The organism is Acinetobacter sp. 1542444, assembly GCF_000581835.1.
Lineage (GTDB): Bacteria > Pseudomonadota > Gammaproteobacteria > Pseudomonadales > Moraxellaceae > Acinetobacter > Acinetobacter pittii.
On sequence record NZ_JEYA01000002.1, the window covers coordinates 234,584 to 253,568 of the forward strand.

Genomic DNA, 18,985 nt, shown 5'->3' on the forward strand with positions numbered 1-18,985 from the left:
ATTATTGCGGACCGAGTGTCGCAATGAGGGCAGCCAAATCTTCATAGTCTGCTTGAGTTAAATCACTTAATGGTGGACGCACAGGACCTGCATCATGCCCAACAATTTTGGCACCTGCTTTAATCATGCTTACCGCATAACCTGATTTACGGTCGCGAATTTTAATCAATGGCAAGAAGAAATCTTTAATCAAACGATTCGTTGTTTCAAAGTCATCACTGCGAAGCGCGTTATAAAACTCCATTGCAGTCTTTGGAATAAAGTTAAATACAGCTGATGAATAAACTGGGCAACCTAAGGCTTTATATGGCGCTGCAAAAACTTCTGCTGTTGGTAAACCACCTAAATACGACAAACGATCACCCATAGTCTGAGTCACTGCTGTCATCATATCGATTTGACCAGAGCTGTCTTTAAAACCGATTAAGTTCGGGCACATCTCAGCTAACTTTTGGATTGAATCGAGATTTAATCTTGAAACGCTACGGTTATAAAAAATTACGCCAAAGTCTACTGAGTTACATACTTGCTTAACGTGTTCGATCAAACCTTCTTGGCTTGCTTCAGTTAGGTAATGCGGCATTAACAAAATACCATGTGCACCTAAGCGCTCTGCTTCTTTTGCCTGTTCAATCGCCTGACGTGTCGGACCACCTGCCCCAGCAATAATCGGTACACTACCTTTACAAGTATCGACAGCAGTTTTAATCACGTCAGAGTATTCACTTCCAGTTAACGAGAAAAACTCACCTGTACCACCCGCAGCAAATAATGCGCTTGCACCATAAGGCGCTAACCATTCAAGACGTTTTACATAAGAAGATTTATTAAAGTCCCCATTTTGGTCAAAATCAGTAACCGGAAAAGAAAGAAGGCCATCAGAAACAATGTTTTTTAACTCAAGAGCATCCATTAGAAAATATCCATACATGTTTATGTTGTCAGACATCTTACATCATAAATTTTATTTTAATCAATATATTTTTCCTCTGAAAAATTAATTTTTTTAAAAAGATTAAAATTCATTACCCAAAAACAACCTAACCTATTGTTTTATAAAATAGAATTAAAAATTCTTAATTTTATGGCTAATCATTAGATATAAAAAAAGCTGTCCATATGGACAGCAAAGCATTAAGACAATTCAAAAAGCGAATTGTTCAAAGATATCGGTAAAACATTAACGAACCAAACAGGGCTTTTTATTATTAAATGACCAATTTGGTATTAAAAATTGCATCGCATCGGCATCATTACGAGCCCCTAAACCTTTTAATTTATACAGTTCATGGGCTTGATTAATTCGATCCCAGTCCAGCTCAACCCCAAGTCCCGGTGCTGTTGGCACCTGAATTTTACCGTCTTTAATTTCAAGCGGTGCTTTAGTGAGCTGATCTGTACCTTCTTGCCAAATCCAGTGCGTATCAATTGCCGTTACCTTACCTACCGCAGCGGCAGCAACATGGGTAAACATGGCAAGTGAAATATCAAAGTGATTATTAGAATGCGAACCCCACGTTAAATTGTACATATTGCAGAGCTGCGACACTCGAACCGAGCCTTCCAATGTCCAAAAATGTGGATCAGCCAAAGGAATATCAACAGCTTGCAATTGAATACTATGCGACATTTCTCGCCAGTCCGTAGCAATCATATTGGTCGCAGTGGCTAAGCCTGTTGCACGTTTAAACTCGGCCATAATTTCACGGCTTGAATAGCCTTGTTCTGCACCGCATGGGTCTTCTGCATAGGCCAGCACCCCTTTAAGGTGTTTACCTAAAGCAATGGCTTCATCTAAAAACCATGCTCCGTTTGGATCAAGCGTTACACGCGCTTCTGGAAAACGGCGCGCGATGGCTGTAACAGCTTCGGCTTCTTGTTCGCCCTGTAACACGCCACCTTTTAGCTTAAAGTCTTTAAATCCATAACGATCATAAGATGCTTCTGCTAAACGCTGTACAGCCTCAGGTGTTAACGCTTTTTCATGACGGACTTTATACCAGTCATGGTTATGCTGAGGTGTAGTCGCATAGTCTAATGAAGTCTGTTTTCGGTCACCGATAAAGAATAAATATCCTAAAACTTCAACTTCACTACGTTGCTGGCCTTCACCTAGTAAGCTTGCGACATTCACATTTAAATGCTTGCCCAGCAAATCAAGTAATGCTGACTCATAAGCCGTTACAACATGAATTGTGGTACGTAAATCAAAGGTTTGGTTGCCTCGCCCCCCACTGTCACGATCAGCAAAAGTTTGTTGAATTTTTTTAAGTAGATTTTTATATTCGCCAATCGGCTGCCCTTCTACCAAGGCTTTAGCATCATTTAACGTCGCTAAAATTTTTTCTCCACCCGGAATTTCACCTACACCAATATTTCCAGAATTATCTTCGATAATAAGTATATTACGAGTGAAATAAGGTCCATGAGCACCACTCAAATTGAGCAGCATGCTGTCATGTCCAGCAACAGGAATTGCTCGAATTGATTTAACGATAGGTGTAGAGGTCGCCATTAAAATACTCCTTGGCATTCTGATACTATTTTTTCATTACCAAAACTTATAAGACATCAGACAACTTGTCAATATAAACCCGCATAAAAATTATTTTTCGACCCTACTTGCCAAAATAATATTTTTAATCATATGATGTCATACATCTAAAGACGCGGTTTTAGAACTAGGACTATAGAGTAGATACAAAATTCCGTTTTCTCATCTATTCTATCGATGAATTTGACATGACGTCACCTATTTCACGGATATGCAAATAGGTCGATTATTAAAAAGAGTTTGTATATGGATAATCTGCAAACAAATATTGCTGCTGTGAATCAGCAACGAGCGAAGCATAATAAAACGCGCTATTACATTTTAGCGATGATTTTCTTAGTCACTTCATTAAATTACGGTGATCGAGCAACCCTTTCAATGGCTGCCGCTCCAATGTCTCAAGAACTTGGATTAAGCTCAGTGACCATGGGATATATATTCTCTGCGTTTGGCTGGGCTTATGTGATTGGTCAAATTCCAGGTGGATGGTTACTCGATAAGTTTGGTGCTCGAAGAGTCTATTTCTGGAGCATCATGCTCTGGTCATTTTTCACTATTCTCTTAGGTTTTGTCGATATTTTAGGTTCTATACCTCTCATTATCGCCTCATTATTTCTTTTACGTTTTTTGGTTGGATTATCTGAAAGTCCTGCCTTTCCTGGAAACAGCCAGATTGTAGCAGCATGGTTCCCAACCAAAGAACGTGGAACCGCCGCAGCGATATTTAACTCGGCTCAATATTTTGCCACTGTCATATTTGCGCCATTCATGGGATGGTTGGTTGCCCATATTCATTGGCAATCTGTATTCTGGATTATGGGTGGACTAGGTATTGTGATTGCTTTTATCTGGTTAAAAGTCATCTATAGCCCAGAAAAGCACCCTACTATTAATTCAAATGAGTTTAAATATTTACAAGCAGGCGGTGCTATTACCAGCATGGGTGAAAATCAGCTTAAAATTGCTGATGAAAACAATAAAATGAATTTTAAAAATATTAAAAAGCTGCTCTCTTCTCGTATGCTTCTAGGTATTTTTATCGCTCAATATTGTATTACTTGCTTAACCTATTTCTTTATTACTTGGTTCCCTGTGTACCTTGTAAAAGAACGTCACATGTCAATTTTAGAAGCTGGTTTTGCAGCTGTATTACCGGCGCTTTGCGGATTTATTGGCGGTGTATTAGGAGGAGTAATTTCCGATAAACTCATCAAAATGAATAAATCTCTAACCTTTTCCCGTAAGTTTCCCATTATTTTTGGCATGTTGTTATCAACCAGTATTGTGGTTTGTAACTATGTCGATTCGCAAACAGCCATCTTATTCTTTATGTCACTGGCCTTTTTTGGTAAAGGTTTTGGTGCATTAGGTTGGGCAGTTATGTCGGATGTTGCACCAAAAGAAATGGTAGGTTTATCGGGTGGTCTATTTAATACCTTCGGCAATACAGCAGGCATCGTGATCCCGATTGCGATTGGCTATATTATCAATTCGACTGGTTCTTTCAATGGTGCACTTGTTTTTGTAGGTATACATGCCGTCATCGCAATTATTTGCTACCTCTTTATGGTCGGAAAAATCCAGCGCTTCGAGTTAAAACCTACCTCTTAAAACTTTAAGTCATAACGCTTAACTAACTTAAGCGTTATGACCTCTCTTCAAATGTATAAAAGGAATGATCATGCTGAAGCCTCTCCTCATAAAAATTAGTCCTCTTGATAATGTAGCCATTGTAGTGAATGACGGCGGTTTACCACCTTCTACACATATTGAAGAATACCAACTCATCTTGGTTGATCATGTGCCACAGGGACATAAAGTTTTATTAAAGTCATTAAAGCAAGGTGAAGCAATTGTTCGTTATGGGGAAATTATTGGTTATGCAAATAAAGATTTATCCGCAGGTTCATGGGTAAATGAAGCCGTTACCCAAATGCCTGAGGCACCTGAGCTAGATGATCTTGAATTAGCAACTCGCCCCGATCCTAAGCTTCCTCCACTGACCGGATATACATTTAAAGGTTATAAAAATAAAGATGGCAGCGTCGGCACAAAAAATATTTTAGGTATTACGACTAGTGTTAACTGTGTAGAAGGTATTGTCGATTATGTCGTTAAAATGATTGAGCGCGATTTACTTCCTAAATATCCAAATGTAGATGGTGTAGTCGGATTAAACCATTTATATGGTTGTGGTGTGGCAATCGATGCCCCCGCTGCAATTGTTCCTATTCGTACAATTCATAATCTTGCACTCAACCCTAATTTTGGTGGAGAAATTATGGTGGTGAGTCTAGGCTGCGAAAAAATGCAACCCGAACGACTTCTAAACATTCCTAAAGAAAACAAATATATCCCCCTAGCAAACGAAGATATTATTCAGTTGCAAGATGAACGCCATAACGGTTTTGAAAGTATGGTCAACCATATTTTAACCGTGGCAGAACAACACCTTGAAAAGCTTAATCAACGTACTCGAGAAGAAGTTCCAGTTTCTAATTTAGTTGTAGGCATGCAATGTGGTGGGAGTGATGCATTTTCGGGAGTTACCTCTAACCCTGCCGTTGGTTTCGCAGCTGACTTGATTGTGCAATGTGGCGGTACAGTCATGTTCTCTGAAGTTACGGAAGTCCGCGATGGTATTCACCTACTTACTCCACGTGCAGCAAATGAACAAGTTGCCAAAGATCTAATTCGGGAAATGAAATGGTACGATGACTATTTAGCAGCAGGCCAAGTAGACCGAAGTGCCAATACCACACCGGGTAATAAAAAAGGTGGACTGAATAACATTGTAGAAAAAGCGATGGGATCAATTGCAAAATCAGGCCGCTCACCGATTGTAGAAGTTCTCGCACCGGGCCAAAGACCGACAAAAAAGGGGTTAATTTTTGCGGCCACCCCTTCGAGTGACTTTATCTGTGGTACGCAGCAAATGGCATCTGGTATTACTGTTCAAGTCTTTACCACAGGTCGTGGTACACCCTACGGGCTGGCAGCCGTACCTGTCATTAAAATGGCAAGCCGAAACAATATTGCAAACCGTTGGTATGACCTGATTGATATCAGTGCTGGCGATATTGCTATTGGAAAGAAAACTATTGAAGAAGTGGGCTGGGAACTTTTTGAGCTGATTTTACAAGTAGCTAGCGGTGAAAAACAAACGTGGTCGGACCGTTGGGGTATTCATAACTCACTCGCTGTATTTAACCCTGCACCAGTGACCTAATAAAGTTTAAAAGATGAGGCATATCACCTCATCTTTTCATATTTCCCATCTTAATTACGACACATTTAACCAAAATTTAACATCGCTGCTAAAATAACATCGAAAAATTAAGAACTCTATTTCTCTATGCAAAATCAGACTGCTTCAAATCTCCCCTCAACTCAACTTGGAAAAGCGCTGCTTTGTCTTATGACATCGGCATTATTATTTTCCATTATGGGAGTGTGCATTCGTTTTGCTTCGCAAACGGTAGACAATGCAACCGTCGTGTTTTTTAGAAATGCAGTGGGTTTATTTATTTTTATTCCGATGCTATTTAAACAGGGTTTAGACTTTATTAAAACCGATAAACTCTGGATGCACACTTGGCGAAGTCTGGTGGGTCTTGCTGCAATGTACGGTTTTTTCTATGCCATAGCGAACTTAAAACTATCAAATGCTATGGTTTTTAGTTATTCATCTCCTATTTTTATTCCATTGATTGCATGGCTTTTCTTAAAAGAAAAAATTACCAAATCGATGATTTTTGCTGCTGTGATTGGACTCATTGGGGTTTTATTTGTCGCTAAACCCGACCAAGGTCTATTTAACGCATTGTCTTTTATTGGCTTGGGGGCATGCTTTTTATCAGCAATGGCCTTTGTAACTGTAAGAGCTTTAACCAGTACAGAGCCACCTGAACGTATCGTTTTTTACTTCTGTGTTTTTGGTAGTTTAATTTCCTCTATTCCGATGTTCTGGCATTGGCGAATTTTCACTTGGCATGAACTAGCATTACTGATTGCCGCAGGACTTTTAGCAAATATAAGCCAACTGTTTATGTCTTATGCCTACAGCTTAGCACCGGCAGGACAAATTGGCCCAATGAACTATATTGCCATTATTTTTGCAGGAATTTGGGGATTTGTTTTTTGGCATGAATTACCGGATTTATTCAGCATTATCGGCATATTTATTATTTTATTTGCGATTTTGCTCTGTAATCCATTTTTGCAGAAAAAGTTACTTTCTCGATTTAAATAACAAACAAACCTTAATCTAATTTAGGTACTGTATTCGATACTCATTTGGTGAAATGCCTGTCCAGTGACGGTAGGCTTTTCTAAAATTAGAAGTATCTGAAAAGCCAATTCTCTCCGCAATTTCATCTACGGTTAAAGTTGTCTCTCGCAAATACTCATCCGCAAGACGGCGACGAGTTTCATCTAACAGTTCCTGATAGGTTAAATCAAAACCTGCCAAGCGCCGATGTAAGGTCCGCTTTGATATATGTAAACGTTCAGCCATTTCTTGAGCCGATGGAAAAAGCCCTGTTCCATCCAATAATATTAAACGAATTGTTTTCACCAACTCAGGCTCTTCAAGTTCAGCAGCGCCTAGCATCCGCTCACAAAACGACTTACACATGTCCGCAGTAATCGGGTTGGCATTTGGGCAAGGTACATCGAGCCATTTTAAATCAAAGTGCCATTGCATCACCCCAGCATTAAACTGAACGGGACAATGAAAAACTTTTTCATATTCTTCTGCATAGTCAGGCGCTGGATAGGGCAATAAAAGCTTCTTCGCTTGAAATGGTCCTTCAAGTACCCGTTCAATTAAAGTCTGCATTGAGCTAAACCAAAACTCGCACACTAAAGGTAAAAGCTTACCCAGTGCAATAATGTCCTGCCCTTCAAAAACGGCAACATCATCTCGAATATAAAATGACTTCTTTAAAATAGGCCCTGCAAGCTTAATGTGTCGAATACCAAGCTCTACCGCTTGTCTAAAATTACGTGAGGAATATAACGCATAGCCATACACTCCAAAATCTGACAATCGCTGCTTTTGCCCTGCGCGCAGGCCAATGAGTGGATCATGTGATAGCTTTTGAATATTTTGAAATAGCTGAATTTTTTGGACTTGGGAAATATATAAAGAGGATTGATTCATCGCATCTGGCGAAATATTTGTGCCAGATAAAACATCGGATATTGAATGGCCTTGCAAACCCATTTCATCAAATAAACTGGTCAAACCCAGCAAATATGTATTGGCACCTAAGGATGTATTATCATAATTTCCTTCGATAATAGCATTTGTATTTTTATAAACATTATTAGGCATTTAATTCACACCATCCCTAGAGTGACGTGCATAATGGCACTAAACTACCTCTTGTTGTCTCAATTTAACATCGACCATACGACGCTTCAAGCATAAAGTATGATAAGCAAAAGTATGGAAGGAATAATAATGGAACAGTCCATCTTAAAAGAATATAGCGGCTCTGCCACTGAACATATGGAACTTATTTTTTCCAAACAACGTGCCAATTTTGAGGTAGATCCTTACCCAAGTCTTGAAGCACGCCGCACAAAACTGCATCAACTTAAAAAACAAATTATCCGTTATCAAGATGCTTTAGCTGCCGCGATTAATTCCGATTTTAGTTCTAGATCACTTGATGAATCTAAGCTATTAGATTTGCTTGGTTCTGTGTTAGAGGCTGATCATGCGATTCATCATTTACGCCGCTGGATGCGTCCAAGTAAACGCCGTACCGAGCTTTTATTTTTATCAAACCGTTTAAGTGTGCAATACCAACCTAAAGGTGTGGTGGGTGTCATTGTACCTTGGAATTTCCCAGTTTATTTAGCACTTGGCCCACTCATTGCCGCATTAGCTGCAGGCAACCGAGTCATGATTAAACTGCCTGAAATTACACCGAATACCAATGCAATGCTTCGACGCATGGTTGCCGAAGTCTTTAATGAAGATGAAGTGGCTGTGTTTGGTGAAGAAATTACAGACCCAGCAAGATTTACCTCGTTGCCATTTAATCATATTGTCTTCACTGGCTCTCCTGCCATTGGCAAGGTCGTCATGCGAGCGGCTGCTGAAAATCTAACACCTGTTACACTCGAATTAGGCGGTAAATCTCCTGCAATTGTAAGCCGCAACTACCCGCTTGCTGATGCGGCAAAACGTATTACGCATGGTAAAGCAACAAACAGTGGTCAAATCTGTGTAGCACCTGACTATGCGTTGGTTCCTAAAGAAAGTATTGATGAATTTGTAGAAGCTGCAAAATCAAGCTTTATAAAAATGTTTGGTCAAAACATCACGGACAATGAAAATTACACATCGATTGTAAATGACCGTCATTTAAAACGTATTCAAGATATTTTGACTGATGCACAAGAAAAAGGTGCGCGTATTGTTCCTTGTGACACTTACAGCTTTGACCAACAAGGCCGTAGGATGCCTGTACAGATTGTGCTGAATTGCACGCCAGATATGCGCATTATGAAAGAAGAACTCTTTGGCCCTATTTTACCTGTGGTGGCTTATGATTCTTTAGATGATGCGATTACCTATGTGAAATCGGACGAAAGACCTTTAGCACTTTATTGCTTTACGCATAATTCAGTAGAACGTGATCGTATTTTACGTGAAACTCATTCGGGTGGTGTGACCATTAATGACTGGGGCTGGCATGTAGTCAACCACGATGCTCCTTTCGGTGGTATCGGAAACTCAGGCATGGGGTCATATCATGGCGAAGAAGGTTTTCGTGAACTTTCTCATGCAAAAACTGTATTTATTCGTCATCGGTTTTTCCCGACTCAGCTTTTCCACCCTCCTTATGGAACATTCCTACAAAAGTTAGCGATTCGCTTTTTCTTAAAAAAAGGCGATCCCAATATTAAATAAAGAGTATAGAAAAAGCCTCGTTATGAGGCTTTTTCTATAACAAACGACCTGTAATAGATCTATTAATTTGTTCTTCTGTTAAATCAAAATCTATAAATCGATTTCTTTTAGTTTTTTCAAAAACATAATTTTTTAGATAATCTAATAAGGTCATATTAGTTTTTTCCCAAATTGCAGATTCAGCACTATCAAGGAACCATACATAATTATCCTGCTCAGAAGTAAATAAATAATACAGATAGGTTTCATATTCACAGGATAGAAAAAATATTTTTTTGCCTACAGGATTTAATTTTCCCTGATTATCAAACATATAATCATCTTCTTGAATATTTTTTTGATAGTTGATAAAAAAATATTTTTCACATCTATAATCATACATGTAGAACTCATCACTCAATAATAAGCCCCCTGAACATTTTCCTATTTGAAGTAAAAAATCTCTAAATTGTCCATGTATATCAAGATTAAGATTTTTAGCAATTAGCTCTACTTCTTGCTCTGTATAACCTTGTACTTTTTCAGGATAAAAAGGAAGTTGTGTTCCCTCAACACGGCAGGCAGATAATTCTTTAACAAAATCAGTCATTATTTTCTCAATAAATTAATTTATATAGACTAAATAAATTCCCAAATACAAAGTTTATTATTTTATAAAAATTACTCTTCCAACAATTCAAAGTTAAAAAATTTAAAGAGAATTCTATCATCTTCTAATTGATTTAAGTTGTATTTAACACCATCCCATCCATCTAAATTTTTCTCAATATACATTCTACAAAACTGAGTAAACCTATTACCAACATCATTCAGATAAAGATTAGTAATATTAAAGAATCTAATTTTTATTTTTTCACTATATATATCTGATAAATCTTTGGCTAAAACCATATCTAAATTATAGGCTCCATCAAAGTCATCAAAATACATATTTATAGAATGCACATTATCATATCCAACAAATTTTCTATTTAAATTATCAACATCACTCATGACTAATTCCCCCTCTCTTTTATTTACTAATATTTTAAAACAAGCATAAATCACTTGAGTGCTTATCTGACAAGCATGATTCCTCATAATCAAAAAAAATCTTCTTATCATCTAAATATTTTTTAATTAGATTATAATCAACCTTTTTGGGTATATTAATTGCATAATAGTATCTACCTTCAAAGCCTTCCCAACTACATAAATAAGACTCCAAAGTAGTTAATATTTTTTCAATACATTTAATATCGTTATTAAAAAATACAATTCTTAATGTTGAATTATTAGATGGTTTTATTAAATCATCAAAATAGAGCTTTTCATTTTCTATTTCAACCTGAATAAGATCATCAAATGCAAGATTAGGTGCAAAGAAAGGAATACTTCTAACAAAGTACTGATCAGTCTTGTACATCTCTCCCCATATTAACTCTTTTGATAGTTCATTATTTTTATCTAAATAGTCTATTACAATTTTTTGCTTATCCACTATACTTCCTTTTATTCAAGAATCTTTTGTTTGAATGATATAAATTTTCAAATATCTATTTTTCTCATTATATTTCTAATCATAATATCCTTCTATGAATATTATAATTGCTTCAACTGGTAAAAATGGTTCTTCTTCATAATTCGGCTCATAAAAGCCTATCCCAAATTTAAATGAAGTTAGACCATCCCCATCAATAGCAATATCTTTATCTAATGAAGCCATTAGTTTATAAGCTTCTGATGCAGAAAGATTAAATATTTCTATACCTTTAAAAAGAATTTGAGCAGGCTCATAAAACTCCAATGCTATAACTTTATCAGTACTATCATAGTGTACATTCACACCAGTTTTATCATAACGATCAATAGTAGGTTCTGAATAAGAGGTTTCCCAAGACACTCTAGGCTCATACTCAGACATTAGTTTTCTTACTTCTTCTCTTCTTATGCCAAACTTAATTAAACCGGCTCCAACGTATGGGGTTATCTCAAACATTATTTTCTCATTTTTTAACGAATTAGTAATTAAACAACTGATCTATATATAACTATATATTATACAATTTTTACCATATCTCATTTCAAATTTTATTTGTATACCTCTTATCTTTTTAAGTTGAACTTCTTTCAATTAGCTCCTTATTGTAAAAATAAAAAAGCTAGACACACGCCTAGCTTTAAAAAAATTACATCTTCTAGCTTAAATATAATCAACCTTTTGTGCTTTTAAAATATCAAGCTGCAACATCTTTTTCTTTTTATATTTATACGCAATAAATAAACCAATAAACCAGATTGGTGAGCACTCAAGTGCAATTAAAGTATCATGGTCCAAAGCCAAAATTACGATAGTAAACACTAAAAATAACATGGTCATCCAAGCCATAAATAATCCACCCGGCATTTTATATTTTGACTGGGCATGTAATTCAGGGCTTTTCTTACGATAATAAATATATGAAAGCACTATCAACATAAACGTAAAAATACATAAAATTGAAGTGAGCGCTGAAATAATCGTAAATGCAGTCATAACATTAGGCACAATAAATAAAATAGATGTTCCAACCGTTACGCACGCCATTGAAAATATAAGTCCGCGAATTGGAACTTTTCTTTTTGACAGCTTACTAAAGCTTTTAGGGGCATCGTTGTCTAAAGCCAAACCGTATAACATACGGCTGGTCGCAAAGATTCCACTGTTTGCAGAAGATAAAGCTGAAGTCGCAACAACAAAGTTGATTAACCCTGCCGCAATTGGTAACCCGACCAAAGTAAACATTTCCACAAATGGGCTCTTTTCTGGTGAAACTTTTGCCCAAGATGTGACTGCAATAATACAAACCAACGCGCCCACATAGAATAATAAAATACGTAAAGGAATAGAGTTAATCGCTTTTGGAAGTGAAGTATGCGGATCTTTAGTTTCAGCAGCAGTCGTACCGACAAGCTCAATACCCACAAATGCAAATATGGCAATTTGAAAACCTGCCAAGAAACCTGTTACCCCATAAGGAAACATTGATTCTGTTTCAAACAAATGGCTCATTGAAGCCTTAACACCATTTGGTGAAGTAAACCCGGTCCCAATTAAATAAATACCAGCCAGAATAAATAGAATAATTGCAGTAATTTTGATGAGTGAGAACCAAAACTCAAGTTCACCAAAAAGCCGAACGGCCACAAAGTTGAGTATGGTTAAGATGGCCAATGATGTAAATGCCGGAATCCAAACGGGTAAATCGGGATACCAAAACTGCATGTACCCTCCGATCACGATTACATCGGCAATCGCAGTAATAATCCAGTTACACCAATAGGACCAACCAAGGAAAAACCCCGCCCATGGACCGAGATAAGCTGTTGCAAAATCGGCGAAGGTTTTAAAATTCGTGTTGGCAAGCAACAATTCACCCATTGCCCGCATCACGAAGAAAAAGAAGAAACCAATAATTAAATAGGTTAAAACAATTGAAGTACCCGAAACACTTAATGTTTTCCCGGAACCCATAAATAATCCAGTACCAATTGCACCACCGATTGCGATCATTTGAATATGACGATTTGTCAATGAGCGCTGCAATTTCTCTTCTTCTTGATCAGTCATATGTTGACTACCAAGAAGATCTCCTTCCAGGAACTGCTTTCCGTTATTCTTACTCATGTAATATTTACTCCAATTTATAGCAACCGTCGTAAATGCTTTAATAATAAACAAATTATATGATTATTAATTTAGTCCATTAAACCATTCTAAAAATATTATTAAATCACTTAAGACCTTATAAATTCCTTTTTAAAAGCCATCACCTATAACAATAAAAATTATTCATCAATCCTTTCCTTCATTATTATATTAGCCTGATTTCCAAAATATAATTTCGATAAACATCTAAAATATATAAACTAATTAAATATTTTATTGATTTAACTTTTATAAAGAAAAACAGACTAATTAATCTCAGCTCAGCGAGCAAGATTGTATTTATCCATATACCCATCTTGCGCTAGCGATAATATAGTATTCCTTCTTAAATTTGGTGAAATGTATAGTAATCTCCGCTTAATTAACAGCCATTCGCAAATGTTTAACCTCTTTGAGTTTATTGACCACTTCTGGACTCGAAACCTGTTTAACATGGACACTTAGCACACGAACTAAAGAGCCATTTTCGACATTCAATTGTTTTGCCTGTTCTTTTGTTAACTGCAATATGTTCTGATGAGGTTTGCTATACACAAGAATGGCGCGATAATTTTCATAATCATCATTGGCCACAATGTAAGATTCATCCCCTACAGCGATATTTTCAGTTTGTTCGACTTGTACCGTTACGGACTGGCTTTCTTTAATCGCCCGTAAATTTTCGATATCTGCTTGCAGCGTTGCGCCACCATCAAAAATATCGACATAGCCTTTGTAGCGCAGTCCTTCTTCAAGCAAGAGATTGTAGGCTGGTCGAGTATTTGGGTGAACAATGCCAATCGCGGCTTTAGCATCGTCAGGTAGCATATCGACATAGAGTGGATGTCTTGGCATCAGCTCAGCAATAAAAGCCTTTTGCCCGACTCCACTCAAATAATCGGCTTTGGTAAATTCAATATTAAAAAACTTGTGGCCTACCGCATTCCAAAATGGTGATTGTCCATTTTCATCAGAATATCCGCGCATTTCGGCAACAATCGTTTCTTCAAAATATTGACGGAATGCTGAGAGAAATAAGAAACGGACTTTAGATAGAAACTTGCCATTTTTATTTAAGCGATAGTCAGGATCTAAAAATAACGTACAAAGCTCACTACAGTTAGTATGGTCGTTACTCAAATACAAAGTCGGCAAAGCGTTATAAACACTTAACGGTTCAGAAGCATGAACTTGTGTTCCTACATGGAAGTTATACCAAGGCTCTTTTAAACCAAGTGCGACTTCAATACCGCAAACACCGACAACTTTGTTGAGTTCAGTATCTTCTAAAACAAATAGGTAAACCTGATCTGCCTTTGGGAGTGCGCCTGCGACTGTCTTACACGCCCTCTCAATACGAGCAGCAAGTTTTTCCATATTGGGCTGCAAAGATGTCAAACCAAAACCCGCTTTTTTTGCCAACAGGTAAAGGTCATTAACATCTTTAGGTTCGATGTAACGAATAATCATCATGCTGCTTGTTCATCCTTTTGAATTTCAACAAAGCGAGCAAGCGCACGTTCAAAGCGTTTTAAACCTTCATCAATATCAGCAAATGGAATGATTAAAGACGGTGTAAAACGTACAACATTCGGACCTGCAATAAGACTCAGTAAACCTTCTTCACCCGCAAGATTATTAATATCTTTTGCTTTACCAGCGAATTCATCTTTTAAGGCACAACCAATCAATAAGCCTTCACCGCGAATCGTTTTAAAGACTTCATATTTTTCATTTAATTTATTTAAAGCGTTTTTATAGTAGTCATGACGCTCTTTAACACCATTCAGCACTTCAGGCGTATTAATAAATTCAAATACAGCCCCTGCAACCGCACTTGCTAACGGGTTACCACCATAAGTCGTACCATGTGTACCCACTGAAAAATGCGGAGCAAACTTATCTGTTGTTAACATTGCACCGACTGGAAAACCACCACCTAGTGCTTTTGCAGTGGTTAATACATCTGGAATAACGCCAGAGTTCATGTAGGCGTATAGTGCACCTGTACGGCCAACACCAGTTTGTACTTCATCAAAAATCAGCAATGCACCAAACTCATCACACAGTGCACGCAAACCTTTTAAAAATTCGATGTCAGCTGGAATAACGCCGCCTTCTCCTTGGATCGGCTCAACAATCACGGCACATGTTTGTTCATTAATGACCGCTTTTGCAGCTTCTAAATCATTAAAGGCAACATGGTTGATACCATTTGGAAGTGGTGCAAAGTCTTGTGAATATTTAGGTTGACCACCCGCCGAAACGGTAAATAAGGTACGGCCATGGAACGCATTATTAAATGCCACAATGCCACTTTTGCCAGCAACACCGCTGTCTAGTCCAACTTTACGAGCTAGTTTTAAAGCAGCTTCGTTCGCTTCTGCACCTGAGTTACAGAAGAATACTTTATCTGCAAATGTATTTTCAGTGAGTTGTTTTGCAAGACGTAGAACGGGTTCATTTGTATAACCGTTACCGACATGCCAAAGTTTTGTTGCTTGTTCTGTTAAAGCATTTACTGCCACTGGATGCGCATGACCTAATGCGTTTACTGCAATCCCGCCTGCAAAATCGATATATTCTTTATTTACTTGATCCCAAATACGTGAACCTTCGCCACGTACCGGAATGAAATTTGCCGGTGCAAAAACTGGAACCATCCACTCGTTAAAGTCATTACGAGAAACTGCAAAATTATTCATCTTATCTAGTCCATTAAATTGAATTATTAGGCTTAACCGATGCCCCTATTATTCAAAATCAAATTGATTCACAAAATTTGTAATTCAGTCAAAAATGAATTAATTTTTACCAATTTGATAATTGACAATTACAATATGGATAACATTGATCAAATTATTTTAGGTTTACTTAAAGATAACGCACGGATGTCTGTTACCGAGTTAGCCGAAAAAGTTCACGTTTCAAGAGCAACTATCAAGAAGAGAATGGAGTATCTGGAGTCTTCGGGCATTATTACCGGATATACGGTTCGTTTTAAACCGAATGCTGAACGCAACGTCATCCGTGCATGGATGAGCATTATGGTTGAAGGGACCAAAGCGCAGTCTGTGATTAAAGAATTACGCCTAGAAAGTGCTGTGGAATGTCTACATAAAACGAATGGCAAATGGGATATTTTGGTCGAGCTACGTTCTGACACTTTAGAAAACTTCGACAAAGTTTTAGAAAGAATCAGGAATATTTCAGGTATTTATAACAGTGAAACTAGCATTCTGCTTGCGAGTCATAAAACCTAATAATTTAATTTCAATAAATAAGAACTCGAAATTGATGAGCTAAGCACAATGTTTGGCTCATCAAACTGCTTTCGATTAGAAAAATTATTCTATGATTTTTATCAAATCTATTGAACTATTACGACAATGAATCTTTCCTAAAAATCTTCAATAAATTTTTTAATTTTTTTAAATAATCAAATCAAAAACTTAAAATCCAATTTGATTTAAATTCCAACTTTTTTCACTTACTCCCCTCATCAAAGCATTTGACAGAAAATTTAAAACATAATACATATAGTATTATATGTTATATGTTATATGTTAAAACCTAAGGACAAGGTATAAAAAATGGCTAAAACTCAACTACAACACTTCATTAACGGCGAATATGTTGCTAGCAAAGGAAATGATTATTTCGACTTGGTAAGCCCAGTGACTGGTGAAGTTTATGCACAATCACCGAATGCAACCGAGGCAGAAGTTGATGCAGCTTATGCCGCTGCAAAAGAAGCATTTAAAATTTGGGGACGCAGTACACCTTCGACTCGTCAAAAAGCATTACTGAATTTAGCAGATGCTATTGAAGCAAATGCTGATCGTTTGATTGAGGCACAAAGCCGTAATACGGGTCAGTTAAAACACTTAATTGCATCGGAAGAAGTGGGGGCATCAGCAGATCAGGTTCGTTTCTTTGCAGGTGCTGCTCGCCTACTCAATGGCACAGCTTCAGGTGAATATTTAGAAGGTTTAACCTCTTCTATTCGCCGCGAACCTGTCGGTGTAGTTGGACAAGTTACACCTTGGAACTATCCACTCATGATGGCTGTTTGGAAAATTGCTCCAGCTTTGGCTGCTGGTAATACAGTGGTACTTAAACCAAGTGATACGACGCCGGAAAGTACGCTTTTACTTGCTGAAATTGCTGCACCATTTCTTCCTAAAGGTGCATTTAACGTGGTGTTAGGACAAGCTCAGGTGGGTTCAAAAGTTGTATCACATAAGACCCCTGCACTCGTTTCTATTACAGGCTCAGTTCGTGCCGGATTACAAGTTGCAGCTTCTGCCGCAGCAAATCTGGCGAAAGCGCATCTTGAGCTTGGTGGTAAAGCACCTGTGGTAGTTTTTGAAGATGCTGACCTCGATAAAGCAGTTGAAATGATTGCATTAACGGGCTATTTCAACGCAGGGCAAGACTGTACTGCGGCAACGCGTGTAATTGTGGCTGAATCTGTTCATGATGAATTTTTAAGTAAGTTGGTTGAAGCTGCAAAAAATACCCGTTTTGGTGAACCCGATGATCAAGACGCACTTTATGGCCCACTTAACAATGCCAACCAATTGAAAAACGTTAAAGCGTTTATCGACAACTTACCTGCTCACGCCAAAGTTGAAACAGGTGGAAAACAGGCAGACCGTCCAGGCTTCTATTTTGAACCAACTGTTATTAGTGGCTTAAAACAACACGACGAAGCCATTCAAAATGAAATTTTTGGACCAGTGATTACCGTTCAAAAATTTACAGATGAAAATGATGCGATTGAAAAAGCCAACGATGTTGAATATGGCCTAGCTTCAAGTGTTTGGACCAAAGATCATGCTCGTGCAACTCGTCTTTCTCGTGAACTTGATTTCGGTACAGTTTGGATTAACACGCATATTCCTTTAACCGCAGAAATGCCACACGGCGGCTTCAAAAAGTCAGGTTATGGTAAAGATTTATCTGGCTATGGTTTTGAAGAATATACTCGCGTTAAACATGTGATGAGTTCAAATGAATAATAACAATGAGCTTTGAAAGGAGATCAAAATGAATAAGCAAGAAATGAAAGACTTGGTGACTAAAGCCCATCATGAGCTATTTAATTTGCACGACACCACTGCTCTGGATCGTTATTTTTCTGAAGACTTTATAGAGCACTCACCACTCGTTGCAAATGGCATTTCGGGCCTTCGCCAATTGGTAGAAGACTGTCCTGACATGCAACACGAAGCTGTACGTGTACTAGCAGATGGTGACTTGGTTGCAATTCATGGCCGCTTTCAAGGATTAGATGAAAATCCTTTAGTCGGTTTTGATATTTACCGAGTGAAAGATGGCAAAATTGTGGAACACTGGGATGGTCTGGTGGCAGAAGCCGCGCCAAATGTGAGTGGTAGAACTCAATTAGATGGTCCGACTGAAATCGTCACTCACCATGACCCAGAGGAAAATCGTGAGATTGTGACCTCGTTCTTTAAGAAGTCTTTAATTGATGGCAATTATGAGGCATTTAAAGAATACACTCACAATGATCAGTTCATTCAACATAGTCCAGACATTGGTGATGGTGTTAAAGCAGTCATTGATTTTTTGAACAATATCCGTAATGAAGGACAAGGTTTGGTATACTCCAAAACGCATCGCTCCATTGCTGATGGTCAATTTGTCTTGACACATTCCGAAGGAAGTATTGCCGGAAATCGACATGCCTATTTTGAATTATGGCGTGTAGATAATGGCAAAATTGTTGAACTTTGGGATGCAATACCAGCTGTGCCTGAAGATGAACAGGCAGTCCATCAATATGGCGTGTTTTAATCATTTATCCGTT

At 37.7% G+C, this 18,985-nt stretch carries 17 protein-coding genes; 7 read left to right on the top strand and 10 right to left on the bottom strand.

Annotated elements, in window-relative coordinates:
• Position 1: 1 nt before the first annotated feature.
• Entirely contained in the window at positions 2-913 is a 912-nt protein-coding gene (gene kdgD, locus J580_RS10110) for a 5-dehydro-4-deoxyglucarate dehydratase (protein WP_032004072.1), read from the bottom strand.
• 267 nt (positions 914-1,180) lie between these two features.
• Entirely contained in the window at positions 1,181-2,515 is a 1,335-nt protein-coding gene (gene gudD / locus J580_RS10115; RefSeq protein ID WP_032004073.1) for a glucarate dehydratase, read from the bottom strand.
• A 285-nt stretch (positions 2,516-2,800) separates the two neighbouring features.
• On the opposite strand from gudD, the gene J580_RS10120 reads away from it, so the two are divergent.
• The 3 genes from J580_RS10120 (at position 2,801) to J580_RS10130 (ending at position 6,806) form a co-directional block, all read left to right on the top strand.
• Complete coding sequence (locus tag J580_RS10120; protein ID WP_014206146.1) at positions 2,801-4,165, top strand: MFS transporter; 1,365 nt, start codon at positions 2,801-2,803, stop codon at positions 4,163-4,165.
• A gap of 70 nt (positions 4,166-4,235) precedes the next feature.
• Positions 4,236-5,783 carry a galactarate dehydratase gene (gene garD, locus J580_RS10125; protein ID WP_032004074.1) on the top strand — a complete coding sequence of 516 codons (1,548 nt, stop codon included), beginning with the start codon at positions 4,236-4,238 and terminating at the stop codon, positions 5,781-5,783.
• 126 nt (positions 5,784-5,909) lie between these two features.
• Positions 5,910-6,806 carry a DMT family transporter gene (locus tag J580_RS10130; RefSeq protein WP_032004075.1) on the top strand — a complete coding sequence of 299 codons (897 nt, stop codon included), beginning with the start codon at positions 5,910-5,912 and terminating at the stop codon, positions 6,804-6,806.
• A 15-nt stretch (positions 6,807-6,821) separates the two neighbouring features.
• Here J580_RS10130 and J580_RS10135 read toward each other — a convergent pair whose 3' ends face one another.
• Positions 6,822-7,892, bottom strand: a complete 1,071-nt coding sequence (locus tag J580_RS10135) for an AraC family transcriptional regulator (RefSeq protein WP_032004077.1) — start codon at positions 7,890-7,892, stop codon at positions 6,822-6,824.
• 129 nt (positions 7,893-8,021) lie between these two features.
• Here J580_RS10135 and J580_RS10140 point away from each other — a divergent pair, with 129 nt between their 5' ends.
• A complete protein-coding gene (locus J580_RS10140) occupies positions 8,022-9,482 on the top strand; it encodes a coniferyl aldehyde dehydrogenase (protein WP_032004078.1) in 1,461 nt (486 codons plus the stop codon).
• 34 nt (positions 9,483-9,516) lie between these two features.
• On the opposite strand, the gene J580_RS10145 is transcribed toward J580_RS10140, so the two are convergent.
• The 7 genes from J580_RS10145 to J580_RS10170 all read right to left on the bottom strand — a co-directional run bounded on the left by J580_RS10145 (position 9,517) and on the right by J580_RS10170 (position 15,854).
• On the bottom strand, positions 9,517-10,071 hold the full coding sequence (locus J580_RS10145) for a hypothetical protein (RefSeq protein ID WP_032004079.1): 555 nt from the start codon (positions 10,069-10,071) through the stop codon (positions 9,517-9,519).
• A 71-nt stretch (positions 10,072-10,142) separates the two neighbouring features.
• Positions 10,143-10,475, bottom strand: a complete 333-nt coding sequence (locus tag J580_RS10150) for a hypothetical protein (protein WP_032004080.1) — start codon at positions 10,473-10,475, stop codon at positions 10,143-10,145.
• Between the two features lie 34 nt (positions 10,476-10,509).
• The gene (locus J580_RS10155; protein ID WP_014206140.1) at positions 10,510-10,962 is read right to left on the bottom strand and encodes a DUF4265 domain-containing protein; all 453 of its coding nucleotides are present in this window, start codon (positions 10,960-10,962) and stop codon (positions 10,510-10,512) included.
• 75 nt (positions 10,963-11,037) lie between these two features.
• Positions 11,038-11,364, bottom strand: a complete 327-nt coding sequence (locus J580_RS0104165; protein ID WP_081403625.1) for a hypothetical protein — start codon at positions 11,362-11,364, stop codon at positions 11,038-11,040.
• 300 nt (positions 11,365-11,664) lie between these two features.
• Entirely contained in the window at positions 11,665-13,128 is a 1,464-nt protein-coding gene (locus J580_RS10160) for an amino acid permease (RefSeq protein WP_032004082.1), read from the bottom strand.
• 399 nt (positions 13,129-13,527) lie between these two features.
• Positions 13,528-14,622, bottom strand: a complete 1,095-nt coding sequence (gene astA / locus J580_RS10165; RefSeq protein WP_032004084.1) for an arginine N-succinyltransferase — start codon at positions 14,620-14,622, stop codon at positions 13,528-13,530.
• Positions 14,619-15,854 carry an aspartate aminotransferase family protein gene (locus J580_RS10170; RefSeq protein ID WP_032004085.1) on the bottom strand — a complete coding sequence of 412 codons (1,236 nt, stop codon included), beginning with the start codon at positions 15,852-15,854 and terminating at the stop codon, positions 14,619-14,621. Before J580_RS10170 ends, astA begins: the two co-directional genes overlap by 4 nt.
• Positions 15,855-15,989: 135 nt before the next feature.
• Between J580_RS10170 and J580_RS10175 the strand changes: the two genes are divergently transcribed.
• The 3 genes from J580_RS10175 (at position 15,990) to J580_RS10185 (ending at position 18,972) form a co-directional block, all read left to right on the top strand.
• The gene (locus tag J580_RS10175; RefSeq protein WP_002001056.1) at positions 15,990-16,412 is read left to right on the top strand and encodes an Lrp/AsnC family transcriptional regulator; all 423 of its coding nucleotides are present in this window, start codon (positions 15,990-15,992) and stop codon (positions 16,410-16,412) included.
• 330 nt (positions 16,413-16,742) lie between these two features.
• The gene (locus tag J580_RS10180; RefSeq protein ID WP_032004086.1) at positions 16,743-18,173 is read left to right on the top strand and encodes a gamma-aminobutyraldehyde dehydrogenase; all 1,431 of its coding nucleotides are present in this window, start codon (positions 16,743-16,745) and stop codon (positions 18,171-18,173) included.
• Positions 18,174-18,201: 28 nt separating this feature from the next.
• Positions 18,202-18,972 (top strand): nuclear transport factor 2 family protein, encoded by a 771-nt coding sequence (locus tag J580_RS10185; RefSeq protein ID WP_002120573.1) that lies wholly within the window; start codon positions 18,202-18,204, stop codon positions 18,970-18,972.
• The last annotated feature ends 13 nt before the right edge of the window (positions 18,973-18,985 follow it).